Origin of the sequence: Stenoxybacter acetivorans DSM 19021 (assembly GCF_000745895.1) — a bacterium.
GTDB classification, from domain to species: Bacteria; Pseudomonadota; Gammaproteobacteria; order Burkholderiales; family Neisseriaceae; genus Stenoxybacter; species Stenoxybacter acetivorans.
The window spans coordinates 1-25833 of the sequence record NZ_JQKE01000040.1 but is presented as its reverse complement, the minus strand read 5'-3'; the positions used below and the strand labels follow the sequence as shown (position 1 = coordinate 25833).

General features: G+C 46.1%; 23 protein-coding genes and 1 pseudogene. 12 read left to right on the top strand and 12 right to left on the bottom strand.

The window, feature by feature from the left end:
• The coding region (locus Q384_RS06850) for an IS256 family transposase (RefSeq protein WP_037586776.1) at positions 1 to 566 on the top strand (566 nt) is incomplete at its 5' end.
• Between the two features lie 400 nt (positions 567 to 966).
• Here the strand turns inward: Q384_RS06850 and Q384_RS06845 are convergent.
• From Q384_RS06845 to Q384_RS06835, 3 genes are all read right to left on the bottom strand, one after another.
• Entirely contained in the window at positions 967 to 2460 is a 1494-nt protein-coding gene (locus tag Q384_RS06845) for a YifB family Mg chelatase-like AAA ATPase (protein WP_037586775.1), read from the bottom strand.
• A 21-nt stretch (positions 2461 to 2481) separates the two neighbouring features.
• The gene (locus Q384_RS06840; protein ID WP_051940616.1) at positions 2482 to 2835 is read right to left on the bottom strand and encodes an accessory factor UbiK family protein; all 354 of its coding nucleotides are present in this window, start codon (positions 2833 to 2835) and stop codon (positions 2482 to 2484) included.
• A gap of 84 nt (positions 2836 to 2919) precedes the next feature.
• Positions 2920 to 3399: a hypothetical protein gene (locus tag Q384_RS06835; RefSeq protein ID WP_051940610.1), complete on the bottom strand. Its 480-nt coding sequence runs from the start codon at positions 3397 to 3399 to the stop codon at positions 2920 to 2922.
• 128 nt (positions 3400 to 3527) lie between these two features.
• Here Q384_RS06835 and alr point away from each other — a divergent pair, with 128 nt between their 5' ends.
• Together alr and Q384_RS06825 are read left to right on the top strand one after the other, a co-directional pair.
• Positions 3528 to 4583, top strand: coding sequence for an alanine racemase (alr, locus tag Q384_RS06830; protein WP_037586773.1), 1056 nt, complete (start codon positions 3528 to 3530; stop codon positions 4581 to 4583).
• Positions 4584 to 4591: 8 nt separating this feature from the next.
• Complete coding sequence (locus tag Q384_RS06825) at positions 4592 to 5329, top strand: nitroreductase family protein (RefSeq protein WP_037586772.1); 738 nt, start codon at positions 4592 to 4594, stop codon at positions 5327 to 5329.
• Between the two features lie 84 nt (positions 5330 to 5413).
• Here the strand turns inward: Q384_RS06825 and Q384_RS06820 are convergent, their stop codons facing one another.
• The 3 genes from Q384_RS06820 to Q384_RS06810 all read right to left on the bottom strand — a co-directional run bounded on the left by Q384_RS06820 (position 5414) and on the right by Q384_RS06810 (position 7362).
• Positions 5414 to 5704, bottom strand: coding sequence for a hypothetical protein (locus Q384_RS06820; RefSeq protein ID WP_037586771.1), 291 nt, complete (start codon positions 5702 to 5704; stop codon positions 5414 to 5416).
• A gap of 111 nt (positions 5705 to 5815) precedes the next feature.
• A complete protein-coding gene (locus Q384_RS12925; protein WP_084224421.1) occupies positions 5816 to 6748 on the bottom strand; it encodes a histidine phosphatase family protein in 933 nt (310 codons plus the stop codon).
• Positions 6749 to 7059: 311 nt separating this feature from the next.
• Entirely contained in the window at positions 7060 to 7362 is a 303-nt protein-coding gene (locus tag Q384_RS06810; RefSeq protein WP_051940604.1) for a transposase, read from the bottom strand.
• Between the two features lie 332 nt (positions 7363 to 7694).
• Here Q384_RS06810 and Q384_RS06805 point away from each other — a divergent pair, with 332 nt between their 5' ends.
• From Q384_RS06805 to coaBC, 4 genes are all read left to right on the top strand, one after another.
• Positions 7695 to 8147 (top strand): DUF7832 domain-containing protein, encoded by a 453-nt coding sequence (locus Q384_RS06805; RefSeq protein ID WP_037586769.1) that lies wholly within the window; start codon positions 7695 to 7697, stop codon positions 8145 to 8147.
• Between the two features lie 3 nt (positions 8148 to 8150).
• Complete coding sequence (gene gmhB / locus Q384_RS06800) at positions 8151 to 8732, top strand: D-glycero-beta-D-manno-heptose 1,7-bisphosphate 7-phosphatase (protein WP_037586768.1); 582 nt, start codon at positions 8151 to 8153, stop codon at positions 8730 to 8732.
• Position 8733: 1 nt separating this feature from the next.
• Positions 8734 to 9507: a lysophospholipid acyltransferase family protein gene (locus Q384_RS06795; protein ID WP_051940600.1), complete on the top strand. Its 774-nt coding sequence runs from the start codon at positions 8734 to 8736 to the stop codon at positions 9505 to 9507.
• A gap of 124 nt (positions 9508 to 9631) precedes the next feature.
• Entirely contained in the window at positions 9632 to 10828 is a 1197-nt protein-coding gene (gene coaBC, locus Q384_RS06790; RefSeq protein ID WP_037586767.1) for a bifunctional phosphopantothenoylcysteine decarboxylase/phosphopantothenate--cysteine ligase CoaBC, read from the top strand.
• A gap of 221 nt (positions 10829 to 11049) precedes the next feature.
• Here the strand turns inward: coaBC and Q384_RS06785 are convergent, their stop codons facing one another.
• The 3 genes from Q384_RS06785 to Q384_RS06775 all read right to left on the bottom strand — a co-directional run bounded on the left by Q384_RS06785 (position 11050) and on the right by Q384_RS06775 (position 12914).
• Positions 11050 to 11844, bottom strand: coding sequence for a TrmH family RNA methyltransferase (locus tag Q384_RS06785; RefSeq protein ID WP_037586766.1), 795 nt, complete (start codon positions 11842 to 11844; stop codon positions 11050 to 11052).
• Positions 11841 to 12410 (bottom strand): pseudouridine synthase, encoded by a 570-nt coding sequence (locus tag Q384_RS06780; protein ID WP_037586765.1) that lies wholly within the window; start codon positions 12408 to 12410, stop codon positions 11841 to 11843. Before Q384_RS06780 ends, Q384_RS06785 begins: the two co-directional genes overlap by 4 nt.
• A gap of 222 nt (positions 12411 to 12632) precedes the next feature.
• Positions 12633 to 12914, bottom strand: a complete 282-nt coding sequence (locus tag Q384_RS06775) for a hypothetical protein (protein ID WP_156956489.1) — start codon at positions 12912 to 12914, stop codon at positions 12633 to 12635.
• 773 nt (positions 12915 to 13687) lie between these two features.
• On the opposite strand from Q384_RS06775, the gene parC reads away from it, so the two are divergent.
• The 4 genes from parC (at position 13688) to Q384_RS06755 (ending at position 19644) form a co-directional block, all read left to right on the top strand.
• Entirely contained in the window at positions 13688 to 16024 is a 2337-nt protein-coding gene (gene parC / locus Q384_RS06770; RefSeq protein WP_037586778.1) for a DNA topoisomerase IV subunit A, read from the top strand.
• 239 nt (positions 16025 to 16263) lie between these two features.
• Positions 16264 to 17673, top strand: coding sequence for an FAD-dependent oxidoreductase (locus tag Q384_RS06765; protein ID WP_037586763.1), 1410 nt, complete (start codon positions 16264 to 16266; stop codon positions 17671 to 17673).
• 102 nt (positions 17674 to 17775) lie between these two features.
• A complete protein-coding gene (locus Q384_RS06760) occupies positions 17776 to 18414 on the top strand; it encodes a UPF0323 family lipoprotein (protein ID WP_037586760.1) in 639 nt (212 codons plus the stop codon).
• 15 nt (positions 18415 to 18429) lie between these two features.
• A complete protein-coding gene (locus Q384_RS06755) occupies positions 18430 to 19644 on the top strand; it encodes a glutathionylspermidine synthase family protein (protein WP_037586758.1) in 1215 nt (404 codons plus the stop codon).
• Positions 19645 to 19747: 103 nt separating this feature from the next.
• Here the strand turns inward: Q384_RS06755 and Q384_RS06750 are convergent, their stop codons facing one another.
• The 3 genes from Q384_RS06750 to Q384_RS06740 all read right to left on the bottom strand — a co-directional run bounded on the left by Q384_RS06750 (position 19748) and on the right by Q384_RS06740 (position 25319).
• Positions 19748 to 20338 (bottom strand): FixH family protein, encoded by a 591-nt coding sequence (locus Q384_RS06750; RefSeq protein WP_037586757.1) that lies wholly within the window; start codon positions 20336 to 20338, stop codon positions 19748 to 19750.
• A 5-nt stretch (positions 20339 to 20343) separates the two neighbouring features.
• Positions 20344 to 21762, bottom strand: coding sequence for a cytochrome c oxidase accessory protein CcoG (ccoG, locus tag Q384_RS06745; RefSeq protein WP_037586755.1), 1419 nt, complete (start codon positions 21760 to 21762; stop codon positions 20344 to 20346).
• A gap of 698 nt (positions 21763 to 22460) precedes the next feature.
• Complete coding sequence (locus Q384_RS06740; RefSeq protein ID WP_037586754.1) at positions 22461 to 25319, bottom strand: S8 family serine peptidase; 2859 nt, start codon at positions 25317 to 25319, stop codon at positions 22461 to 22463.
• A gap of 219 nt (positions 25320 to 25538) precedes the next feature.
• Here Q384_RS06740 and Q384_RS06735 point away from each other — a divergent pair.
• Positions 25539 to 25833 (top strand): annotated as a pseudogene (locus tag Q384_RS06735) (IS481 family transposase); the annotation flags it as partial.

The window sequence follows — 25833 nt, the reverse complement described above, 5'->3', positions numbered from 1 at the left end:
ATCTGCATAACAGAGGCATCCGCGATATTTTGATCGCCTGTGTGGATGGATTGACAGGCTTTGACGAAGCCATCAATACGGTCTTTCCGAAAACCGAGGTTCAGCTGTGTGTCATTCATCAAATCCGCAACAGTCTGCGTTATGTCAGCAGCAAAGACCAAAAAGCGTTCCGTGCTGATTTGAAACCGGTTTATCGTGCCGTAAATCGTGCTGCGGCAGAATCTGCACTGGATGCACTGGAAGCTAAATGGGGTGAAAAATATCCGAGAGTGATTGCTTCTTGGCGCAACAAATGGCCGCTTTTGTCGGCGTATTTCCGTTATCCTGAAGCGATACGCAAACCGATTTACACCACCAATGCGGTGGAAGCGGTACACCGTCAATTCCGCAAGCTGACCAAAACCAAAGGTGCGTTTCCCAATGAGGACAGTCTGCTGAAGCTTTTGTATGTCGGCATCAATAAGGCATCAGAAAAATGGACGATGCCCATACAGAATTGGGGGCAGGCGGTCAGCCAACTTTCCATTTATTTCGAAGGAAGACTCGATGATATAATCAAACTGTAGGATTTAACACTGACACAGAATTTTGAACGCCCTCATTTTGCCGTTATTCAAATTGGCTGCCTGCCAATTTGAATAATTCGTTATCCTCTACCGGTATTTTTTCCAGGCATTCGGCTATGCTTACAATCATTTCTTTCATTTTGTCTGTGGATATACGGTAAGTGCGCCAAAAACTGTTGCTCGTCTAATGATAAAGATGAAATATAGCCAAACTACTTTTTCTGCACATGGATGCGGCTTTTCATTTCGATTTTTGTCGTACAGGGCTTGATGATACATGATGAAAAAGGAAGTAGTGTGGCTGTATCAACGTAAACACGCAGGTAAATATCAAGCACCCGCACCCAATCAGAGGCAGTAAAATCTTACAAGATTGGAAATGTTTTGCTTATTTTTGGTTTCAGAAAGGTCTGCGAAAGCCAATTGCCCGCAGTATGTGGGTTTTATTGACGTCGGTTTCTTTATCTAAATCCGCCAATGTTCGCGCCACACGCAGCAAACGATGATAGCTTCGGGCGGAAAGAGCCAGTTTTTCCAGTGAGCCGGCAAGCAATTCTTGTGCATCGGGTTGAATGCAGGCGATATGCTGCAATTCGGTATTGCTCAATTGCGCGTTTGGCTTGCCTTGTCGTGTTAACTGTTGCCGCCGCGCCGCCAACACACGTTCACGCACCGATGCACTGGATTCTGCCGCACGGTTTTGGATGAGTGCTTCGGTGGGCAGACTCGGCACTTCAATTGATAAATCAATGCGGTCAAGCAAAGGACCGGAAATACGTGAGCGGTAACGCGCTACGGCGTCAGGGGTGCAGCGGCAAGCACGGGCGGCATGACCAAAATAGCCGCAAGGGCAGGGATTCATGGCGGCAATCAGCTGAAACCGTGCGGGAAAAACCACTTGACGGGCGGCACGGGAAATATGTATCTCGCCATTTTCCAGCGGCTCGCGCAAAACTTCCAAGACTTTTCGATCGAATTCAGGCAACTCGTCCAAAAACAAAACGCCGTGATGTGCCAAGGAAATTTCACCTGGGCGCGGATCTGAGCCGCCGCCAACCAATGCAACGGCAGACGCACTGTGGTGCGGAGCGCGAAACGGTCGGCAGCGGCTGAATGTTTGCTGATGTGTTTCACGCAAAGAATGCAAAGACCAGACGCTGATAAGCTCATCGTCATTCAAAAGCGGCAAAATACCGGGCAATCGCTGTGCTAACATAGATTTACCGGTACCGGGCGGACCAATCATCAAAAGGCTGTGCGCACCGGCAGCGGCAATTTCCAACGCCAGCCGCGCACTGTGTTGTCCTTGCACATCAGCCAAATCAGGCAGGGCTTCGGCATGGGTTTCAGGCAGCCTGTCGTTGCGGGTAAGTGGCAATGCTTGCAAATTATTTAGATGAGCGGCAACCGCTAACAGGCTGTCTGCACCATAAACCTGTGTGCCGTGTAAAGCTGCGGCTTGCTGTGCGTTTTCTACCGGCAAAATAAAACACCGCTGACTTCGGGCACAAGCCCAAGTCATGGCAACTGCACCGCGAATCGGGCGAATCTGCCCGGACAATGCCAATTCACCTGCTAATTCATATTCAGGCAGCCTTTGTGTTTGAATTTGCCCTGAAGCCGCTAAAATACCAACGGCAATCGGTAAATCGAAACGCCCCGATTCTTTGGGTAAATCGGCGGGTGCAAGATTAACCGTGATTTTTTTTGCAGGAAAGTCAAAGCCGGATTGAATAATGGCGGCGCGGACTCGATCACGGCTTTCCTTAACTTCGGTATCGGGCAAGCCCACGATATTAAACGCAGGTAAGCCGTTGGCAAGATGTGCCTCAACCTCCACCAAGGGCGCGTTTACGCCAATGAGCGCACGGCTGTAAACCACTGCCAACGTCATTTGTGTTTTCCGTTTATTCCGTTATTCGGCGGCAGGCGGATTGGTTTCAGCAGTATTTGCCGCATCGGTATCTGCGGTTTCGGTTTTTGCTGTGTCTGTTGCAGCTTCTGCCATTTTTTCTGTTGCTGCTGTTATGCCAAGCTTGGCTTCCAGTGCAACAAGACGGCTTTCTAAAGCAGTAATGGTTTCACGGCTTTTAAGCAGCATATCGCGGTGTGTGTCAAATTCTTCGCGGGTGATTAAATCCATGCGGTTAAATGCCGAACCCAACATGGATTTGACGTTTTTTTCCATGTCTTTCATGGGGCTGTTTTCAATGGTTTCGCGGATTTTGGCAGAAACTTCATCAAACATATCTTTGCCTTTATTAAGCATGGCTGTATTCCTTAAAATGAATGTGGTGTAAATGAATTGATTGTATGCGTATTGAGGCATGACTGCAATGTGAAGTTATTTGCTTCACGGCGATATTGAAAAAGGAACGGAAAATAATTGCTGTCCAATGCTGATGTCAGCCCAGAAGTCTGTTCGGTTTTCAACACACAGTGGCAAGCGGATTTGTTGTGCTTGCCATGTATCTTGCCCGATTGAATGCAAGGCATAGCGGTTGAAACCCATGTCCATATCGGTCATTCTGAAACTGATATTCACGGTTTGGGTTTGCGGCGGTACTTGACTGATGCGCAGATCAAACGGCAGCGTGCTTTTCAGCGGCGGCGTAAATTGAATCATCATGCCGTTTGCCAAAACACAGCCCTGCCGCACATCACATTTGTCGTTGTTTTGCTCGGCAACCGATGCTGCGGTTTCAGGCAGCGGGTGTTGTTGCCGCCAATAATGCGTTGCCGCTGCTTTTAACAGAATAAACAGCAATAGCAACACGCCGGCCCAAACAAAGCGGCGCAGGTGCTGAAGGATACGTGTAAACAGAGTGTTCATTGGTTTTTCAGGCAGCCTAAAATCATGACATTATAACCGTCAAACACAAATGATTTGGCGGCGGCTTAAGTTTGGTTTACGATGCGCATTGATTTTTACCGACAATTATTACAAGGGATCAGATCATCATGCGCCCGCTCATTGCACACATTCGTTTAAATCATTTGCGTCATAATTTCCGTGTATTAAAAGCGATTCACGGCGGAAAAATGTTGGCAGTCGTGAAAGCCAATGCCTATGGGCATGGTGCAGTACAGTGCGCTTTGGCTTTGCGGGATTTGGCAGACGGCTATGCTGTGGCTTGTCTGGAGGAAGCGGTTCAACTGCGTCAAGCGGGAATTGAATTGCCGATTGTATTATTGGAGGGCGTGTTTGATGCCGAGGAATACGCGGTGATTGATCAGCATCGTTTGTGGCCGGTGGTACAAACACAATGGCAGCTGGAAACTTTACTGGCGCACAATTGGCAAACGCCGGTGTCTGTGTGGCTGAAAATGGACTCTGGCATGCACCGAGCCGGTTTTTTTCCGCAAGACTACGCACCCGCTTATTATGCTTTGGCACAAAGCGAAAAAGTGGCGGATATTGTCAAAATGAGCCACTTTGCCTGCGCCGATGAACCCGAAAACCGCATGACAAATACCCAAATCCGCACATTCAACGAAGCAGCAGATGTTTTGCCGGGTGAAGTGAGTTTGGCAAATTCCGCTGCGCTGTTGGCATATCCTGAAACACGGCGCGGTTGGGTGCGGGCGGGTATTGCTTTATACGGAGCATCGCCTTTGGGCGGTGTTGATTCACGCTTAAAAGCCGTGATGCGTTTAGAGAGCCGTGTTTTTGCCGAACGCGTGTTGCAAGCCAATGAACCTGTCGGCTACGGTGCAACGTTTATTACTCAGCACGCCACTCGTGTTGGCTTAATCGCCTGCGGTTATGCCGATGGCTACCCGCGCCATGCTCCGATTGGTACGCCTTTATCCATTGACGGCACACGAAGCCGCGTCATCGGTCGCGTATCCATGGACATGATGACCACAGAATTGGCGGATTATCAGCACGTGGGCAACGCGGTGGAGCTGTGGGGTGATTCCGTGCATATCAATGAAGTGGCGGCTGCCGCTCAAACCATTGCCTACGAATTGTTGTGCAATGTAAAACGCGCTCATTTTGTCTATGAGGATTAAGAGAAATCATGAATACCATTATCAATCATATTACCCAACATCGCTCTTACCGACATTTTAAGAAAAGCGAAGTGATGCCGCAAGCGCATATTGACGCCATTTTTCAGGCAGCCCACCAAGCACCTTCTTGGATGAACGGACAGCATTACAGCATTGTCCGCATCACCGATACCGCTTTACGCCAAAAAATTGCAGCTGCACAGCCGCACAATCCCCAAGTAGGTGATTGCAGTGAGTTTTGGATTTTTATTGCTGATGCACACCGTTCTTTATTATGTAGTGAAGCCTGCGGCAGTGATTTTAAAGGCAGCGCACCGGAAACCTTGATGATTGTGAGTGTGGATACGGCTTTGGCAGCACAAAACGCAGTGATTGCAGCGGAGAGTTTGGACTACGGCACGTGCGTTGTCGGCGGCGTACGCCAGATTGCGGCACAGTTGATTGATTGGCTGTCGCTGCCGAAATACACCTTTCCGCTGCTTGGTTTGTGTATCGGAAAACCCGATATTGACATGCGCGTGAAACCAAGGCTGCCTGAAAATGCTGTTTTGTTTGAGAATCGCTACGGCAGCGATGCACAATTGGCAGCCAATTTGGCAGCATACGAACAAACCATGACTGAATTTGGTGAAGCACGTGAAAAATTGCCGTTCCGAGAAAAGTTTGCACGGTTTTACAGCAAGCCTCATCTGTCGGAAAATATTCAATTGTTAAAGCAGCAAGGTTTGTTGGCAGATAATGATTGAGTGCGGGAATTTTGTTTTTGTCTGAACGATAATATTCAGGTTGCCTGAAAGCAAAAAACAAGAAACTGTACCGGCTAACTATAGCTAAACTACTATTTTTTTCATATGGATAGACTTTATCATTCCGGTTTCTATTGAATAAGGCATGATTGTTTTGGATTGCTGTGTGATGAAAAAGAAAATAGTTTGGCTATTGAACTGAGTTTGAACGATGCGGAAACCACGCTGTTCAAACTCAACAAACCCGCAGACTATTAAGTGGTAGTGGTTTTGTTCAAACAGTAAGAAGCCACCTACGGCCTGGTTGCGAATCTGCGCGCATCGCTGACTCTCAACACCAGGGTCAAGCGCGGTCTGCAAAAAGTGCTGACCCAATTGCGTCCCAATGCCGTGCTCTCCAATTTGAGCAATCCCGCCTGATTACTGAGGCTGTTCCACTAAAAAAACCTGGTCTTGCGCCGATTTTTTTATTTGTCAGGCATTCTTCTACACTGGCTTTTCTCTCAGTTCTTCCAGCAATGCCTGTATTTCCTCTTCGTCCGCCTCGCAAAGCTGGCCGACTTCCAGCGCCTGATGGAGATAGTTTTTCACACGTTCGGTTTCCAGGTCGCTGATGAGGTACATTTTGGCGATTTCGAGAGCGGCGCTGCCGTCTCCGGCTTGCAACGCCTTTTCATACCATGCTTTCGCGGTTCTGACATCTCCTGTGCGGCGGTAGGTGGTGCCAAGGTTGATCATCCCGCAATCATCACCTTGTTCAGCGGCTTTTTTCTCCCACTTCACGATTTTTTCAAAGCTGTATTCAATGCCGAATCCGCCGGAATACAGGTTGGCAAGACTGACCATCGCATAAGTGTTGCGTTTGGCGAGTTTTCGGAAGATTTTGAAGGCTTTACGGTATTTCCCTGCGTCCTTAAAACGGTGGGCGCGACAAAACTGTTTTTCATCTTCCGGTCGCATGTGCGCGATGATGCCGGAAAGTCCTTTGGCTTCCACGACCTGCCGTAATCTGGTTTTTTGTCCCGCTTCTCCATGCAACCACCAGAGCGCACCTTTGTTGAACGTCTGGGGATGAGGTATGTCTTGCAACAGGTGGTCGGCGATTTCGCTCAGCATGGGTTGATGTCCGACGACGAGAAGCGGTGTTTTTGCATGCTGCCAATCAAGTATGGAGAGAATTTCGGCAGGCGATGCGTTGGTTGCTAGCGCCTCACAAATTTCCATCTGGTATCGAAATCTTGTGGCAGTCTGCTGAGTACGAAGGGTGGGGCTGACCAACAGCCGCAGATTTTTCGGGGCGTTGGCTTCCAGCCAAAGCGCGATTTTTCGTGCCTGTTTTTGCCCGCGTGTCGTCAGTTGGCGTTCATGGTCGGGCGTGCCATCCAGCGCTTCGGCGTGCCGCCAGAGTAAGAGTTCCATCGGGTTTTATCTCCAATTCAGTTGAGTAAGCCCCGCAATCCCTGCCGAAAGTGCCGCACGTTTTCAATGTAGCGCAGGGTGCTGTGTTCCAGGCGAGCGACTTCTTTATTTTTTCCCATTGGGTATCGGTCAGTTTTAATCTATCCATTTGTTTATTATACATTATATGGGTAAATATCCACAGACCCTAATTGTTTTAAATAGGATAATTTATATTTTTGATCACTATTGTTGAAACGCCATTCATGTTTTATGGGATTTAAGTCAGGATTTGTATGCAGGCAACCAAAGTATATGATGATCATGTTCATTTAAATGAAAGGATGCATTATCCATGACCAAAACCGTTTTTCCGGTAATTCAGGCAGCAAAACTTGCTCGATGTACGCATAAAAAACATCACTGTTAATCGTATTATCAACCAAAGCCACAGCAAGTAGTTGATTATTCAGTAATGCATCTATGGCATTGGTTCGGACTTTTTTGTGCCAATCAAAAACACCATAACAATGCGTTTCTTTTGCTAAATATCCGCGTGTCCGAGCGTTATCTTGCAGAAAACTACTCTCATCTAAATAAACAATGAAGTGATTTTCTGCCTGATATTCTTGCAATTTTTGAGTAAATTGGTTTCTTTCTTCTTCATCTGCTTTTGGGGTGTTTCAGCGTTTTTTCAGGATAACTTCAATTGTTTTAATATTTGTCCTATTCTCCTGCCGGCAACAGCCAAAACAAGCGGGCGGCACGTTCAGTCAGGATAGAGCTATGCAGGATAGAGCTATGGTTGTTTGGTGAAGACACTAAAAACAGTCAGCGGCGATAATCCATTTATGGGTGTATTGAGCGGTAAACCGCCGGCTTGCTGTACCAAGTTGTGTAATAGCGGGCATTTTGCCGATATAATCAAAATATTGTTATCAGGCTGCCTGAAAGAAGTGGAAAATATATGGTTTTGGATCACATTGCGTTTCATACGGAAGAAGATTTTCCGTCGGATTTGTCTGCAGAACATGCCGCCACACATATGGGTTATTACTGGTCGTGGGCGGTGCGCCGTGCACTGGTGAATGACGCTTGGTTTGATGCTGAAGCGGCAGATATGGATGCGCTTATGCGTGGCGAAAGTGGTGCGCGTTTTGTATTAACCCATATGGCGGGTGGTTTGGAAGATACTGATTTTAATAAGGAGGGTCGGCTGTTTGTTTTGTTTTATTACGATGATGACGATGAAGGATATGGGCGGTTTATGGAAGATTATGTCAATACCTTAAATACTCCGGCATTGCCCAGTTTTTATCACGTTGCCGACACACCTGAAAATCAAGCCTTGCTGGACGGTGTATTTGATGGGGCATTGATGCAATGGCGCAGCAGCATGGTGGCGGGAAAAAAGGAATAAATCATGGCATTGGCGACTAAAAAATTGATTATTTTGGATCGCGATGGTGTGTTAAACGCCAAGGTGAGCGATCCGATAAGCAATGCCGACGATTGGGAAGCCTTGTCGGGCAGTATGGACGCGGTTGCGTTTCTCACTCAATCCGGTTATACGGTGGTGGTGGCAACCAATCAATCCGGTATTGGCCGCGGCTTGATGACCATGCGGCAGCTCAATGAAGTACATGGCAAAATGAACCAGTCCATTCAAAAAGCGGGCGGTTATTTAAGCGGTATTTGGTTTTGTCCGCATCGCGCCGAAGATCATTGTGATTGCCGAAAACCGCGTGCGGGCATGATTATTGATATTTTGGATCGTTTGAATGCTGAAGCAAAAAATACTTGGCTGGTGGGCGATCGGTTGCGTGATTTACAGGCGATTGATGCGGTGGGCGGTAATCCGGTGCTGGTATTAAGCGGCAGCGGCAAAGAAACGCTCAGTACTCAAAAGCTGCCTGAAAATACACAAGTTTTTGATAATTTATTGGATTTTGCCAAATACCGTATGCAGGAAGATGTGCAAATGAAAAACGCGAAGGACGCTTAAGATGTTATTGATACGCAATTTGCTTTATTGGTTGTTTCTGTCGGTATTTACCGTTGTGTGGATGCCGATTGTGGTGTTGTCTATGCTGATTCCGCGCGGTGTGAATTACACCACCACTTTTTGGGCAGTGTCGCTGTTGTGGATGCTGGAATATATTATTGGGCTGAAATATCGTGTGATTGGACGGGAGCACATTCCGGCTGAACCATCAATTATTTGCTGTAAGCATCAATCGGGCTGGGAAACGCTGGCAATACAAAAATTCTTTCCTTTACAGGTATTTGTGGCGAAAAAAGAATTGTTTTGGATTCCGTTTTTCGGCTGGGGTTTGAAACTTGCCGGCACAATTGGCATTGACCGCGGCAATCCCAAATCGGCAAGTCAGCAAATTATGGCGCAAGGCAATAAACGCAAGACACAAGGTTTGTGGATCAGTATTTTTCCTGAAGGCACGCGCATCAAACCCGGGTTTCGCGGCCGCTATAAACACGGTGCGGCGCGCATGGCACAGCTTCTGAAAATGAATTTGGTGCCGGTGGCGTTAAACAGCGGTGAATTTTGGCCGAAAAATTCATTTTTTAAATACCCGGGTGAAATCACTGTGGTGATTGGTGAGACGATTAATTATCAAGCGGCGGCAACACCGGAAGAATTAACCAAGCTGTGCGAAACATGGATAGAGAATGAACAAACCAAAATTCAGGGAGCAGGACCGTTTGCTGAAAAAAATCCGAAAATACCGACGCCTTTGTGGACGGATCGAACCGCTGCTTGACTGATGAATTACTGCTTTAGCGATTGTAATTGTACCGGAATAAACCGCCGACATGATTGGCATTATGTCTTGCGGTGTGGATTATCTAAAATGCCAAAAATAAAATCTTCAGGCAGCCGAAATCATGCGTAAACACATTTTATTGGGTATCAGCGGCGGCATTGCCGCGTATAAAAGCGGCGAGTTGGTGCGGCTGTTAAAAAAGCAAGGACATGAAGTCAGCGTGGTGATGACGCGATCGGCGGCTGAGTTTGTCGCGCCCGCCACTTTCCAAGCATTAAGCGGCAACCCTGTTTTACTCGACACCCATGACAACGCGCTCGGCAATGGCATGGCACACATCAACCAAACCCGTGCTGCCGATGTGATGCTGATTGCGCCCGCTACCGCCAACACCATCGCCAAAATAGCCGGCGGCGTGGCAGATAATCTGCTTACCACCCAAGCGGCGGCGCGCACCTGTCCGCTGGCCGTTGCGCCCGCCATGAATGTGGCAATGTGGAACAATCCTGCCAATCAGCGCAATATCCGGCAATTGTGCGCCGACGGTGTTGCGGTATTTGGTCCCGCCGCAGGAGAACAAGCATGTGGTGAAATCGGGCAGGGACGTATGTTGGAAGCCGTCGAACTGGCGGATTTGCTGCCTGATTTGTGGACGCCAAAATCATTGCAGAACAAAAAAGTGCTGATTACGGCTGGCGGCACTTTTGAATCCATCGACCCCGTGCGCGGCATCACCAATTTATCCAGCGGACAGATGGGTATTGCTTTAGCACGTGCTTGCCGCGCCGCCGGTGCAGAAGTCAGCTTGGTATATGGGCAGATTCAGTCAGCCATACCCATTGGTTTGCATCGCAGCGAACAAGCCATCAGTGCGCAGCAAATGTATGATGCAGTACATCGTTTACTGAGCGGGCAAGACGTGTTTATTTCTGTGGCGGCTGTGGCGGATTATCGTGTTAAAAATGCACAAGAGCACAAAATTAAAAAGACTGCTTCAGGCAGCCCGCCCGTTATTGAATTAACAGAAAACCCCGATATTCTGGCTTCTGTTGCCGCTTTGCCCAATGCGCCGTTTTGCGTTGGCTTTGCCGCAGAAAGTCAGAATGTATTGGCGTTTGCCCGTGAAAAACGCATTCGCAAAAATGTTCCGTTATTGGTTGCCAATAACACGGCATTGGCAATGGGGCAAAGTACCAATCAAGTGATTTTATTGAGTGATGATGCGGAAACAGAGCTGCCGCTGATGAGTAAAACCGATACTGCGGCGGCTATTGTGCAAGAGCTGGCGCGGTTGCTGGCGCGGACAAAGGGTGTTTAGAAAAACTGTTATTGCCAATTAACATATTTATATCTAAAACAATCAATTACATTCGGTTCTATCCTTGCTTTTCATGTAATAAATTTTGCACGACTATTTTTTACACATGGGTATGACTTTTTATTCTGGCTTCTACCATAAGGGCTTGATTGTTTTGAGTTGCTATGTGATGAAAAAGAAAGTAGTTTGGCTATAACATTTTTCAATACCCTGATTTTATTTCAGCCAAGTGCCAACCGCTGCCGTTGTTGTTCAAACAAACACACGGTTGCCGCCATGGCAACATTCAGCGATTCCACACCGATTTGCATCGGAATAAATACCGTTTTGTCGGTGTATTGTTGTAATTCAGTACTCAAACCGCTGCCTTCATTGCCAAACAACCATGCGCAAGGCTCGCGCAAAGACAGGGTGTACAAAGAAGCGGCATGTTCATTCAATACTGTGGCGTAGCGTGCGGCGCGATATTGCTGCACCCAATGTTGCAAATCCGTATCTGTGTGGAGCGTTAAGAGCGCATGTGCCCCCATACCTGCACGCAATACTTTTGGCGACCACACATCGGCACAATCGCGGCTTAAAACAATGTGCTGCACGCCCGCAGCCGCGGCACTGCGCAACAGTGTGCCAACATTGCCGGGGTCTTGCACGCTTTCCAATACCACACAGTCCTGTGTTTGCGGCAAAGTGCCGCTTTCAAGCAGCCTAATCACACAAATAACATCATCGGCATCGCTTAAGCTGCTGATTTTACTCAGTGCGTTATCAGACACAATGTACTGTTCACGAATTGGACTTTCAGCCAACCAAGCGGTAACTTCGGTCTGCTGCAACCGATGCTCGGGGATAAAAACTTGTTCCATGACGTATTGGCGGCTGCTGAAACTTTTTGCCAAGTGAATCCCTTCTAATACCGCGACACCGCACTCGCGCCGATTGCGGCTGTGGCGCAGCCATTTTGCCAATTGTTTCAGCCGCTCATTTTGTGCAGAAGCAATGTGTTGCACCTGTTTCATAAATCACCTTCATCAATGGCTTGCCATTGCCCTAAACCCAATCCCAAATCAAACAGATTTACCCGCCCAATGCCCACGCGCACCAAGCGCAAGCATGGCCAGCCTGCTTTGGCGCACATGCGCCGCACCTGTCGGTTTTTGCCTTCGCTGATGATGATTTCCAGCCAAAAATCAGGAATTGTTTTGCGCACCCGAATCGGCGGATTTCTTGCCCACAATAAATTACTTTCATTTTCAGGCAGCCGCCGTACTTGGGCGGGTGCGCTGATAAAATCACCCAAATTCACACCTTGTGCCAAATTTGCCAGACCGGATTCATTCACTTCACCTTCCAACTGCACCCAATAAGTTTTAGGTAGTTTGTGTTTGGGGTGGGCAATCTTGGCTTGCAATCGCCCGTTGTTGGTGAGCAGCAACAAACCTTCGCTGTCTGTATCCAACCGTCCTGCCGGGTAAACATCAGGTTTATCAATATATTGCTTCAATGAAGCATGTTTTTCATGTTCGCTGAATTGGCAAATGACATTGTAAGGTTTGTTAAAAGCAAGCAATGATGATAAGGGCATAAAATAATTCCGTTTGGCAATGGTGCATCTTAAACAAATTATTGGCATTATGGGTAACAGAAGATAACAAAAAAAGCCGAATTATCATCAACCGATAATTCAGCTTTCATTTTCTTTGCAGTCAATTAGATGAAAAATATCTGCTTTAAAAAACAAGTATTTGTTCAACCTCTTTTATTTTTTGGCGTGCCAGTGACAAATTGGCTTTTGCTTTATCCAATATCAGATATAAAAAAGTGCGTGATCTGCACAAGGGCGAATGATGTGATATTGTTTACCCAAGGTAATCAAAATATCTTCAATACAATCATCAAGTTGTAAAATTTGCATGGTTTTTAACTTGGTTAGGAGTATCCCGCAGTTACCTGCAGCTGCCAATTCGGCATTAATCCCCGATCCTTCTGAACCGAGCAGAAGACCGCTTTTTGTATCCACCAGCATGGCAATTATCGCACCGTTGGTGGTTAATGCTTCTTGTAAACCTGTAGAAATATTACCTGCCATTTTTATACCCTTTCTGGAAATAAAAAATTTGACCTATGGAACAAAATTCATACAGAAAACGGATGTGTTCCTTCCTTAACACTAAAATACTAAAAAGTCTTATTTTGATATTTTGATATTTTGATATTTTGATATTTTGATATTTTGATATTTTGATATTTTGATTATATAGCTAAACTATTAAATTTTTCAAAATGACTAGCCAGAAAAATTACGGCTAATTATCTGAAATCTGCTGAATAGGCTATGTTTTCTTTTTTGAAAAAATAATAGTACAGCTATATTAAAATATCAAAAATTAAAGTACTTAAAATAAAGCACTTAAAGATGCCTACTTAACGATAGGTAACTAGATACTACTATATCATAGTAACTAATGGTATTATTTTTTTAATAATATTTGATAGATTTTTACTATATACGATGTGTATATTTTAATTTTTGTAATAAATTTCGTAATAAATATTTTGATTTTGTGATTTATAACGAAGCCCGCTTTGATTTTTTAAGCACCAATCGCTTTTAATACAAAATTTGCGATAATTCCTCATTTATTTGAAAATACCCCGCGATTGCATATTCGCCCGTTATACACGGTTACACCAACGGGCTGTTTGAAAAATATTGGCTTTCAGGCAGCCTGCTTCATCATGCGATTTCAGCTTCCTGCTTGTTTATATGATTGTGTTAAAGCTACAATACCCGCCCAAAATACACGCTATCAGTCAGGCACTTTTTACGGGCTGCCTGAATTTTTTTGCATCACTTGTCTTATGACCGAACAAACAACAACCGCAACAATCGCCGATAATGATTCTTTGAATCTCGGCCGCTACGCTGAACGCGCTTATCTGGAATATGCCATGAGCGTGGTTAAAGGGCGTGCCTTGCCTGATGTGGCTGACGGACAAAAACCGGTGCAGCGGCGCATTTTATACGCCATGCACGACATGGGCTTGGTGCAAAATGCCAAGCCTGTAAAATCAGCGCGGGTGGTGGGCGAGATTTTGGGTAAATACCACCCGCACGGCGACGCATCTGCTTACGATGCCATGGTGCGTATGGCACAAGATTTTACCCTGCGTTATCCGTTAATTGACGGTATTGGCAACTTCGGTTCGCGCGATGGCGATGGTGCTGCGGCCATGCGATACACCGAAGCGCGGCTGACGCCGATTGCGCAATTATTGCTGTCTGAAATTGATATGGGTACGGTGGACTTTACCCCCAATTACGACGGTGCATTTAACGAACCCAGTATTCTGCCCGCCCGTTTGCCTATGGTGCTGCTTAACGGAGCGTCCGGCATCGCGGTGGGTTTGGCGACCGAAATTCCACCGCACAACCTGCGCGAAGTAACCGCTGCTGCAATTGCTCTGTTAAAACAGCCAAATTTAAGTACATCGGATTTGATGCAGCACCTGCCCGGTCCTGATTTTGCCGGCGGCGGGCAAATCATTACTCCAAGCGAAGAATTACAAACCATTTATGAAAACGGCAGAGGCAGTATTCGTGTTCGTGCGCGGTATGAAATCGAAAAATTGGCACGCGGGCAATGGCGGGCGGTTGTAACTGAATTGCCGCCGGGTATGTCGGCTGCCAAAATTCTGGCAAGTATTGAAGAGCAAACCAATCCCAAACCGAAAGCCGGTAAAAAAGCACTGACACAAGAACAACAAAACACCAAAGCCCTGATGTTATCGCTGTTGGAACGTGTCCGCGATGAATCTGACAGTGCTTGCCCGATTCGCTTGATGTTTGAACCAAAATCGAGCCGCATTGATCCCGATGAATTCATGAATACACTCATGGTACAGACCGGATTGGAAGGCAATGTATCGGTGAATTTGGTGATGATGGGGCGCGATAACCGCCCTGCACAAAAAAGCTTGTGCGCAATTTTGCGCGAATGGTTGAATTTTCGGGTGGACACGGTTACTCGCCGTTTGCAATACCGCTTAACCCAAGTTGATAAACGCATACACATTCTTGAGGGCAGAATGATTGCGTTTTTGCACATTGACGAAGTGATTAAAGTTATCCGAGAAGCCGATGAACCCAAACCGGAACTCATGGCTGCATTTGGGCTGACTGAAATTCAAGCCGAAGACATTCTTGAAATCCGCTTGCGGCAGCTGGCGCGGCTGGAATGGCTGAAACTGGAAACCGAGTTGAATAAACTCAAAGAAGAACGTGATGAATTACTCATTTTATTAAACGATGAATCTGCCAAAAAACGCCTGATTATCAGAGAAATGCAAGCAGATGCCAAGCAATTTGGCGATGCACGGCGCACCCTTATTCAAGCCGCCGAACGTGCCGCGCTCACCCAAACCACGGTGGACGAACCGATTACCCTGATTTTGTCGCAAAAAGGCTGGCTGCGTTCACGTGTCGGACACAATTTAGATTTAAGCCAACTGAGCTTCAAAGAGGGCGATTCATTGCTGCAAATCATTGAAAGCCGCAGTGTTTATCCCGTGGTATTGCTGGATTCTTTGGGGCGCAGTTACACCGTGGACGCATCGGTTATTCCGGGCGGGCGCGGCGATGGTGTACCCATTGGCTCGCTGATTGAATTGGCAGTAGGCACAAAAATCATTGCAATGCTCAGCAATACCGACGAACAGCATTACTTGCTGGCGGGCAGTGGTGGTTACGGCTTTGTGGTTAAACTTGCTGATTTGGTCAGCCGTTTGAAAGCCGGTAAAGTGGTAATGACTTTAAACGCAGACGAAACCGTCTTACCGCCGCTGGCGGTGGATACGCAATGGCTGGCTGAAAACAGTACGGCTCGCCTGCTGCTGGCATCAGACGAACCGCGTCTGTTGGCTTTCCCATTAAACCAATTAAAAATCATGGCAAAAGGGCGCGGCTTACAATTGATGAGCCTGCATGGTGCAACATGCTTGACTCATCTGTGTATTTGCCGAAGCGACGAATTTGTGGTGGAAAGTCAAGGTAAACGCGGAGCGATGCGTCGAGAAACCCTGCGTGTGCGCGACATTGACAATAAACGCGGCAGCAAAGGCAAACCGCTCAATCTTTCAGGCAGCCTCATGGCTGTGCGAACGGCAGATGAAGAAACGGATAATTCATTTTTGAATTAACTGTTTAGACAATGAATTATTGCCCTGCGGAATGACAATAAAATGAATTGACTTGGGCTAACGGTAAAATTATTGCGTGGATTGTGGGCATAATTCGTATTATTGAGGTATGGTTAATAAAATACCGCAAACGGCGATGCTGCAAGCTATCAATACTTCGTTTTTCCATTATAATTACCAGAATTTTCCGCATTTTCAGCCTGCCTGTACACAATAAAAAAACACCGCTAGGAACCGCCATGAGCCAACGAGAAAACGTTTACCAATATATTGATTTGCCGCGCGTTGATCCTTCCAAAATTCCGCTGGCAACCCGTCAAAGTCAATTTGTTGAAATTTACAATACTTTCACCAAAGCCCAAGCTGAAGCTCAAGCCGATCGTTGTTTGGCGTGCGGCAATCCGTATTGTCAAAACAAATGCCCCTTACACAACAATATTCCCAATTGGCTGCGTTTGGTGAATGAAGGGCGCATCATTGAGGCGGCGGAATTGGCTCACAGCACCAACAGCTTACCTGAAGTCTGCGGCAGAGTTTGCCCGCAGGACCGTTTGTGTGAAGGCGATTGCACGCTCAATGCAGAATTCGGTGCAACCACCATTGGTGCTATTGAAAAATACTTGACTGAAAAAGCCTTTGAAATGGGTTGGAAACCCAGCGTTAACGGTGTGGAGAATACCGGCAAAAAAGTGGCAGTGGTCGGTGCGGGTCCGGCGGGTTTGGGCTGTGCTGATATTTTGATTCGCAATGGCGTTGCGGTAACGGTGTATGAGCGAGCACAGGAAATCGGTGGTTTGCTTACTTTTGGTATTCCTGCGTTTAAATTGGAAAAAGAAGTATTAGCACGGCGGCGGGTTCTGTTCAGTGAAATGGGCGTGGATTTTCGTTTGGGTACGGAAGTAGGTAAGGACATTGGCTTAAACGAATTAACCGAAAAATACGACGCAGTGTTTTTGGGTGTTGGCACTTATCAAGGTTTGCGTGCCGGCATTGACCATGAAGACGCCAAAGGCGTTTATTCCGCTTTGCCGTTTTTGATTGCCAATACCGAACATTTAATGGGTTTATCTGCACCCAATTATGTTTCCATGCAAGACAAACGGGTGGTGGTTTTGGGCGGCGGCGATACTGCCATGGATTGTGTACGCACCGCCATACGCCAACATGCCGCTGAAGTGATTTGTGCCTATCGGCGTGATGCGGTCAATATGCCGGGTTCTCGCAAAGAATTTACCAATGCCAAAGAAGAAGGTGTTCAATTTCTCTTTAATGTTCAGCCTGTAGCGGTAATAACCGATGCCGAAGGCAATGTCAGCGGTATCAAGTTAATCAAAACCCGCTTGGGTGAAGCCGATGCACGCGGTCGCCGTCAGGCAGAAATAGTGCCAAACAGTGAAGAAATACTGGCTTGTGATGCGCTGATTATTGCTTTCGGTTTCGCCCCGCATGAGATGCCGTGGCTGAAGAGTATTGGTGTCAATACCGACAATAAAGGACGTATTGCCGTTGAAGGCGAATATCCGCAGCAAACTGCCAACCCAAAAATTTTCGCCGGCGGCGACATTACACGCGGTTCTGATTTGGTGGTAACCGCCATTGCTGAAGGGCGTGCTGCCGCACAAAGTATTTTGAATTATTTAAACGTGTGATGAATTCTAATTCAGAAGTACAATAAAAGTCAGGCTGCCTGAAAGTTTTCAGGCAGCCTGTATTTAAAGATATATCACTCATTCCATAGGAAAATTTTCATCATGACCTATATCCGTAAAATCAAAGACTACGCCATAATCGGCGGTTTGGGCTCTTTAGCTGTTTTGGGTTTGGCTGCCTGTAATCAACAGGGCAGTGATACACAAAGCAATACCGAAAACCAAGCCAACACGTTACAAGACGCTGTGAATAAGGGGGCTTTTGTGGTGATTGAAGAAGACAGCAAAGGCCAATACCATATTCTGGAAGAATACCCCAGCAGTGCCGGTACACGCATTGTGCTGCGTAAACCCGATGGCAGTGAAGAAATTTTGTCAGAAGAAAAAATTCAAGCCTTGCTGGCAGAAGCCAATCAATCGATTGAAAACAATACTTCACCGCTCACCAATCCCACCGCCAAAGAGGCAGGCGGCTTATCTTTGGGTGAGGTGATTTTAAGCAGTGCTGCCGGTGCGATTATCGGCAGCTGGATTGGCAGCAAACTTTTTAATAATCCCAATTATCAGCAAGCCCGCAGCCGAGGTTATTCATCACCTTCTGCCTACAGCCGTTCGGTAAACAATTTTAAAAATGCCAACATCCGCCCCGGTGCTGTGGGCGGTACTGCTGCCAAAAAATCAGGCAGCTTTTTTGGCGGCGGTTCAAAAAGCAGCGGCAGCAGCAGTGCTTTTGGCGGATAAAGCGAAAGAGACATCATGAGTATTTCTTTGCAAAGCATTCAGCCGCTTACCCATGCCTATTTGGAAAGTTTGGGCTTAGATTGGCACACCGATTTTGACGGCACCGATTATTTCGCCGCCGATTTGGTACACGTCAACCAGCGCGAAGCTGATGCTTATTACGCCGCTGCCAATGAGCTGTATGATATGTTTATTGCCGCTGCCGAATATGTCATTTCGCATAATTTGTATGCAGAGCTGGGCATTCCCTCAAACTTAATTGATGCTGTTAAAACCAGCTGGGATCGCGATGACTGGCATTTATACGGCCGTTTTGATTTTGCAGGCGGCATTGACAATAAGCCGATTAAGCTGTTGGAATTTAATGCAGATACCCCCACAGGCTTGATAGAAACTTCGTTGATTCAATGGGCAATGCTTAAATACAATCAATTGAATGAAGAATCACAATTCAACAATGTGTATGAGGCACTGAAAGAAAATTTTAAACGTTTGCTGTCGCCCAAACGTTTGGTATTGCCGGCACACATAAACAATACCGCAGCCGATTATTTGCCTGTTAATAACAATTCTCCGGCACAAAATATTTTGTTCAGCAGTATTGCAGGCAGCCCCGAAGATGATTTGACGGTACACTTTTTGCGCAATGCCGCCTCGGAAGCCGGTTTTCATACCGATTTCGCTTATGCGGACGAAGTCGAATTCAGCGAAACCGATGGCTTCTTTAAGGGTGAAGAAGTATTCGGATATTGGTTTAAGCTGATTCCGTGGGAGTATATTGGGCTTGATGAACCGCAATTGGCGCAAATTCTCACCAACATCAGCAACAACCAAGCAGGCATCATCGCCAATCCTGCCTATACTTTGCTGTTTCAAAGCAAAGCCATTATGAAAATTTTGTGGGATTTATATCCGCATCACCCTTTGCTGTTGGAAACCCGCTTCACCCCATTACCGCGCCAAGCCCAAGCCGTTAAACCGTTTTTTGGCAGAGAAGGCGGCAATGTTCGTCTTTTGGACGCACAAGGTAAAACCATTGCCGAACAAAACGGGGACTATGCTCATTTTAATAACATCTATCAAGCCTATGCACAATTGCCCACTGATTCTCAAGGCAGATGCTACCAAGCAGGTGTATTCTTTGCCTATGAGGCTTGTGGTCTGGGCTTTCGGCGCGGCGGTGCAATTATGGATAATTTAGCAAAATTTGTTGGGCATATTTTGGCGTAATCAGTTCAGTGCTGTTTCATCGGTGTACAAAGATATACAAACAGAAAAAAGCGACGATTTTGTCGCTTTTTTTAATATTGCCCAAGAAAGTGATTTGATGCAATCAGCGCAGCGGTTGACTGTCTGAAGCACTTTGCTGTTGTGGTATCAATGCTTGGTGCATGGGTGATAAATTTAAGCTGCTGCCTTGGCTTGGCAGCCATTGTGCCTGTACACGCCATTGTGCTTTTGCATCTTCCAAACGAACATACCAATGGTTGCTGTTTGGCAATGTTTTAAAGTCAGCCGTGTAAACCGCTTTATCGCCTGAGAGCGGCATGGTTTCATCACGTTTCAGAACAACACTTTGATCCCACTCTTTGCGTGTGGGATGTACCCACAGCAAGTTAATTGATTCTGCCGGATCGAATTTACCGCTGATGAACACTTTGGCTTGGTTGTTGTCGGGGTTGATTAGAATTTGCGCTTCAATATTGCGCGATACCGCCGCTTCATCACGCTGAAGCTGTAAGCCAATATTTTTGCCTTCTTTGTAATAATCGTCGGTAACCAAAGAATCACCTCGGGTATTGGCAATATAAAAGGTAATAAAGCCGGCCACCACCACAATGGCAGGACCCGCCATCAACAACCACGGCCACGGTTCTTTATACCAAGGCCGCGTTGTTTTTTTTGTTGAAGAAAGGGAACGCACGTTTTTTACTCTCCGATAAACGACGCTTTCTCAGTAATACTGCGCACTTTTTCCGTCTCTTCGCCTTTTTTCCAATAGTTGAAAGTAAATTCAATCGGGTGGCTGCCTTTGTCGGCATATTCGGGGTAGGTGGCTACCTGAACAGGAACGGTCATGGTAACCCCCGCCGGCACTACGATGCCGTTTTCGGGTACACCCGTGAGTTTGATGGTTTCAAACCCGCTCACTGCTGGCTGCAATATTTGAGTATCGTCACTGGCACTGATAATCCGCAGATTATACAGGTTTTCCAACATTCCTTCTTTGTTTTCACGCACCATTACGCCTCGGTCTTTAATGATGTCCACACGCAAAGTATTTCGGGTAACTAAACTGGTTACCAATACTGAAAACACCACCAGCAATACCGCACCATAGCCAAGCACCCGCGGGCGCAATAAGCGGTTTTTGATGTGGCTTTCGGGGTATTTTTTCTCCAGTGCCGCTTCAGTAGTATAACGAATCAGCCCGCGCGGAAAACCGGTTTTGTCCATAACTTCATCACAAGCATCAATACAAGCCGCACAACCGATACATTCATATTGTAAGCCATTGCGAATATCAATGCCGACAGGGCAAACTTGTACACACAATGTGCAATCCACGCAATCGCCCATACTTGCCAATTGCTCTGCCGTTAAATTTTTCTTGTGAATGCCGCGCGGCTCACCGCGTTCAGTATCATAGGAAATAATCAGGGTGTCTTCATCGAACATTGCGCTTTGAAAACGTGCATACGGGCACATGTATTTACATACTTGCTCTCGCATGATGTGTCCCATAAAGAATGTAACAAAACCATAAAAAGCAATGGCAAACAAAACCGCACCGGAAACATGGAAATGGAATAAATTCGGTACAAGCTGGCGAATAGGAGTGAACCAGCCTGCAAAACTGATGCCTGTCCATGCACACACCACGAAAATCAATAGATACTTGGTGAGCTTGATGCGAATTTTGGTGGCATTCCACGGTGATTTATCCAGTTTCAGGCGCTTATTGCGGTCACCTTCCACTAAATGATCAATCCACAACATGATTTCAGTGTAAACCGTTTGCGGACAGGCATAGCCGCACCAGAGCCGTCCGGCAATGGTTGTCCACCAGAATAAACCGAAAGCACTGAGCAGCAGCAAACCGGTGAGGTAAATCAAATCAGCAGGGACTAAAGTTAAACCAAAGAGATAAAAATGACGCCCCGGTATATCAAACAAAATGGCTTGTCTGCCATTCCAGTTGATCCATGGCACAATATAAAACACAAATTGTGTCGCCAAAATGACCAGAATCCGCCAATTGGCAAATTTCCCTTTCGCCATTTTCGGGTGAATGCGTTTGCTTTCTTGATAAAGCTGCACCACTTGTTCATTGGGCTTTACTGGCATGTTGTGTTCCTTTTTGGCATGACGTTGTTCAATTATTTTCTGATATATTTTGTTACGCTGTGTTATTTTAAATCAAATTATTTTGATTTAAAACATGTATTTTGGGTGATGGTTCATAAAAATACAGTTAAGCAACCATTTTTTGTATATAGGTACAGTTTTTCATAACATTGGCTTGAAATTAAAAATATCAGTCATTGTGAGCGAAGCGCGGCAATTCGGTTTCTACCGTACAGGGCTTGATTTTTCGGATTGCTGCGTGATGAAAAAAGCAGTTTGGCTATGTGTTGCGTTTGCAACAATTAACCCCGTTATTATAAAAAAATAAGCGGCAATCTGCTGTTTGAATCTGCGGTTGATAAAAACGGATTGCCGTATCTTGTTTGCAAGCCATTCAGATAAACCGCTGCTTTCTGCATACTTTCAGGCTGCCTGAAAGCATAAATATAGCCGAATATGTAACATTATATTTTTAAAAAAATTTATTACGATTACAACCTGCTTTGAATAATGAAAAATACAGTTATTTAGCTGTAATTGTTTCAAATGATTGTGGAAACGAAGCGGGCTGAACGCTGCATGATGCAGAATTCAGCCCTGTTTCTTTGCTTGATATTGGCGTAAATTGGATTCTAAGGATTGGTTTATTTGAGGTGCGCACAAGGTTTTTTTATGTGCACCCCTCAAAATATTCATTCTTAAAACCGATAGCCCACCGTTACATTCGCGCGGTTGTCATTCCAATGTTTCCCTTGCGTATGGTTGCCTGACACGCTGATATTCAGTTTATCAGTAACATTGTACGATGCGCCCAAGCCAATATCCGCACGGGTTTTGCCGATGTTGCTGTCTTGTTTGCTGAAACCGACATCACTGCCGAATACATGAGTGTAGCGGCTGTTGTTGCTCAAGTCTTGTTCCAGATTCAAGCTGCCGAAGAAAGACCAGCGGCTGTTGTAAGCATAGCGTGCAGTCAGACCCAATAGAAACATGGTTTGGCGAGTGCTGAAGTCGTTTACCGCAGTGCCTGTGTTGTCTAAAGCAAAATGGTTTTGTTTACCATGCAGGTATTGCAAAGCAATATTCGGCGTTAAAGTCCATTGGTCATTCAAAGAAAAATCTTTATTTGCACCAATACCAACTGAATATTGATGCATATTTTCCTTATTGAGGCCATTTTTGTTTTTCAGCCAGTTATAGCCTGCCTGTCCGTATAAACGATAGCCGTTGTCCAATTGATAGATATATGCCAAATCCAAACCGATGCCGTCAGTATTGACTGATTGTGCCGCGCCGTCTAATTCTTCACTCCAGTTTGCTTGTTTGGAAGTGATGGCGGCGGCAAGAGTCTGCTGATTGCCCAATGTTTTGGCACCGCCCAAGGTAAAGCCGTTATCAAGCCATCTGCCTTTTAAGCCGTCCAGTTTCAAGCGCGCTTGGCTGTGTTGATAGTTAATCCACATGCCGTCTTGATGTTGTTGTGCATCGGCAACAAATTGTGCATTTTGCTTGGCTTCGGCAACGGATAAATTTTCCAATGCGTTTTTCAGCGGCACATCATTGATACCAAACAAAGCCTTGTTCAGGTTTTGGGCATACAACATGCTGTCTGCAAACGCCGCTTGATTGGCAGTTAATTCACTGCCGTTTTCAATAATGGCATCGTAGCGGTCAAACACCTTATCCAGTGCGGCAGCGGTTTCATTCTTGCCGTCAAATGCGCTGTAGTTTGCGGCTGCAACTGTGGCTTTTGCACGCGAAATGGTAGCAGTGATTTGATTATTGGATACTTTGTTGTCAATAATAACCAAATCGCCAACCGGTTCAGTATGGATGTCCACCGTGCCGATTAGTTTACCCGCCTCCAGTAATACCTCTGTTTTGCCGTCTTTGGTTACATAGCCTTTTGCAACGCCGGTAATGTTAAATTGTGAAGCAATCAAATCTTTGTCAGGAAGGAAGCGGGCTGTACCAGTTACCACAATTTTTGAACCAATGGCTTTGTTGATTTCGCCTGAGGTGGTTAGATTACCGTTAATCGTGAAGTCATATTGGCTTTCTGCATTAAGTGTAGCGTTATCACCCATAAGGATAGAACCGGAGGTAATGCCTTTTTTATCGCCGACCGTTAAGGTAGTTGCTTCTGTGACCATTTCTCCAACATCTGTTGCTAAATCTTTAATGCCGCTAATGCCGACAATGGTTAAGGCCTTGTTGGTACCGTTGAGTACCAAGCCACCCGCTAAAACTTGATTCCAGCCTGTATAAGTATTATTGCCGTTCAGCACCAATGTACCGCTGCCTGTTTTGAGCATGCCGCCTTTGCCGCTGATGTTGTTGTCGAAGTAGTACTCACTTTTAGCACCTTCTACTTTCAACCGCGTATCTTTCTCATCGAATCGACCATAGCCGCCCAATGCTTTGTCTTTATTCACAATACCCGAACCGTAAACCGCATCAACGCCTTTAGCGCCTGCATCAGTGGCAGTGGTGATGAGAACATCTTGCAAATTGGTATTGGTCATCCAGTCGTAGCGTGATTTAACCAGCGCAGCAACGCCGGAGACATAGGCGGCAGCGTGTGAAGTACCGCCGGCAACATAGCCGCCGGGCATTTTAAACACACCGGGTGCCGCAATACAGTAATTTTTAGCAATGCCGCAACGATTTGAAAAATCAGTGATTTTATTTGTGGCATCAACAGCGGCAACAACCAGAAAACCCGGTTCTAAATCGGGATCAATTTGCGGGATTAAAGAGCTGTCAACAGGATTTTTACCACCGTCATTACCGGCAGCCGCAACATACAGCGCACCTTCATAAGGATCTTCGGTTTTATGGTCTTTATTATTGCCGTTGATAATAATATCTCTTAAAAAATCTGAATAACCCAAATATTCACCGGCATTACCGTCATTATCAACACTGCCCCATGAGTTGTTGATAATCGTTGGTTTTTCATCACGCATATGCCAAGTGGCATACCAAGCATCACTAATGGTTACCATACCGACATTGCTGTTACCGGGTACGGCGAGAACGGCATCAAAATGCGCTTGCGGGGCATTGCTGGCAATCACTATGGTCATTTGCGTGCCGTGTCCTGCGGGTTTACTCTTGTCGGTATCTTGCATTTTTTCTTGTACAAAATATTCACCGCCCTCATATGTGCGAACAGTACCCAAGGTATCGTCAATATCTCCGCCTTTTAAAGCAGAGTTGTTTTTGTCAATACCGGTATCGGCAACAATGACTGTTGCGCCTTTGCCATGCGTATTTTTTCTGTCTTCGGCGGATTTTTCTGTATAAGTTTGATCTTTGGCAGGGGGTGTTGTGCCGCCGCCGTTATCGCCACCACCACCATTATCACCGCCGCCGCCAAAGCAACCCGGTGTCATACAAGGCGGTTTCAGCGTGCTGCTTGGCGGTGCCAAACCGCCATCGACATCGACACCCGGACCCACCCCAGAACCGCCGCCGCCACCACCGCAAGCGGACAGTAAAACAGCGACAACAGCCAAGGCAATGGCGGTTTTTTCAGTTGATTTGGTTTGCATAGCTACACTTTCTTTACAAAATCTGGATGTTCGGCAATTTTATTTAAATAAATCTATGTTGTATATATTTATTTCTAAATATTTTTAGAGAATACAACGAGTCGGTAAGTTGATTTAATGAAACGGTCTGCATAAGGTGTATTGTAGCAATCTGTTTGAATAGATGTTATCTGTAAGAATTCCTAGCGTTGTTTACAGTATTTATAGGAAAATACTGTAATGAATATTCATAAAAGAACCCGTTTACTGCCCTATCAGCGTCAAGAAATTTGGCGGCTTTATACAGAAGAAAATGTCCGCGTTTCTGATTTGGCGGCTACCTATTGCGTCAGCAGACCCACCATCTATAAAGTCTTGAAAGAAGCGCGGTTACAGGTATTCGTGCCTAAAAACAGCACTAACCGCCGCTTCAAACAAGTTCGTTACGGCATGAAGCGTTTGGCAAAAGTAGAAAAAGCCATTCAAGACAAGCTCAAAGCGCAGGCGCAGCGGTACAATAAAACTTATCCCGGTG

What these genes read in the sequence shown, in the direction of transcription:
- gmhB (WP_037586768.1), top strand. Translation starts at nt 8,151, where the DNA reads ATGGCATTGGCGACTAAAAAATTGATTATTTTGGATCGCGATGGTGTG.
- Q384_RS12925 (WP_084224421.1), bottom strand. Translation starts at nt 6,748, where the DNA reads ATGGAACTCTTACTCTGGCGGCACGCCGAAGCGCTGGATGGCACGCCC.
- alr (WP_037586773.1), top strand. Translation starts at nt 3,528, where the DNA reads ATGCGCCCGCTCATTGCACACATTCGTTTAAATCATTTGCGTCATAAT.
- Q384_RS06845 (WP_037586775.1), bottom strand. Translation starts at nt 2,460, where the DNA reads ATGACGTTGGCAGTGGTTTACAGCCGTGCGCTCATTGGCGTAAACGCG.
- coaBC (WP_037586767.1), top strand. Translation starts at nt 9,632, where the DNA reads ATGCGTAAACACATTTTATTGGGTATCAGCGGCGGCATTGCCGCGTAT.
- Q384_RS06780 (WP_037586765.1), bottom strand. Translation starts at nt 12,410, where the DNA reads ATGCCCTTATCATCATTGCTTGCTTTTAACAAACCTTACAATGTCATT.
- Q384_RS06765 (WP_037586763.1), top strand. Translation starts at nt 16,264, where the DNA reads ATGAGCCAACGAGAAAACGTTTACCAATATATTGATTTGCCGCGCGTT.
- Q384_RS06740 (WP_037586754.1), bottom strand. Translation starts at nt 25,319, where the DNA reads ATGCAAACCAAATCAACTGAAAAAACCGCCATTGCCTTGGCTGTTGTC.
- Q384_RS06805 (WP_037586769.1), top strand. Translation starts at nt 7,695, where the DNA reads ATGGTTTTGGATCACATTGCGTTTCATACGGAAGAAGATTTTCCGTCG.
- Q384_RS06760 (WP_037586760.1), top strand. Translation starts at nt 17,776, where the DNA reads ATGACCTATATCCGTAAAATCAAAGACTACGCCATAATCGGCGGTTTG.
- Q384_RS06825 (WP_037586772.1), top strand. Translation starts at nt 4,592, where the DNA reads ATGAATACCATTATCAATCATATTACCCAACATCGCTCTTACCGACAT.
- Q384_RS06785 (WP_037586766.1), bottom strand. Translation starts at nt 11,844, where the DNA reads ATGAAACAGGTGCAACACATTGCTTCTGCACAAAATGAGCGGCTGAAA.
- Q384_RS06835 (WP_051940610.1), bottom strand. Translation starts at nt 3,399, where the DNA reads ATGAACACTCTGTTTACACGTATCCTTCAGCACCTGCGCCGCTTTGTT.
- Q384_RS06755 (WP_037586758.1), top strand. Translation starts at nt 18,430, where the DNA reads ATGAGTATTTCTTTGCAAAGCATTCAGCCGCTTACCCATGCCTATTTG.
- Q384_RS06795 (WP_051940600.1), top strand. Translation starts at nt 8,734, where the DNA reads ATGTTATTGATACGCAATTTGCTTTATTGGTTGTTTCTGTCGGTATTT.
- Q384_RS06840 (WP_051940616.1), bottom strand. Translation starts at nt 2,835, where the DNA reads ATGCTTAATAAAGGCAAAGATATGTTTGATGAAGTTTCTGCCAAAATC.
- ccoG (WP_037586755.1), bottom strand. Translation starts at nt 21,762, where the DNA reads ATGCCAGTAAAGCCCAATGAACAAGTGGTGCAGCTTTATCAAGAAAGC.
- Q384_RS06775 (WP_156956489.1), bottom strand. Translation starts at nt 12,914, where the DNA reads ATGGCAGGTAATATTTCTACAGGTTTACAAGAAGCATTAACCACCAAC.
- parC (WP_037586778.1), top strand. Translation starts at nt 13,688, where the DNA reads ATGACCGAACAAACAACAACCGCAACAATCGCCGATAATGATTCTTTG.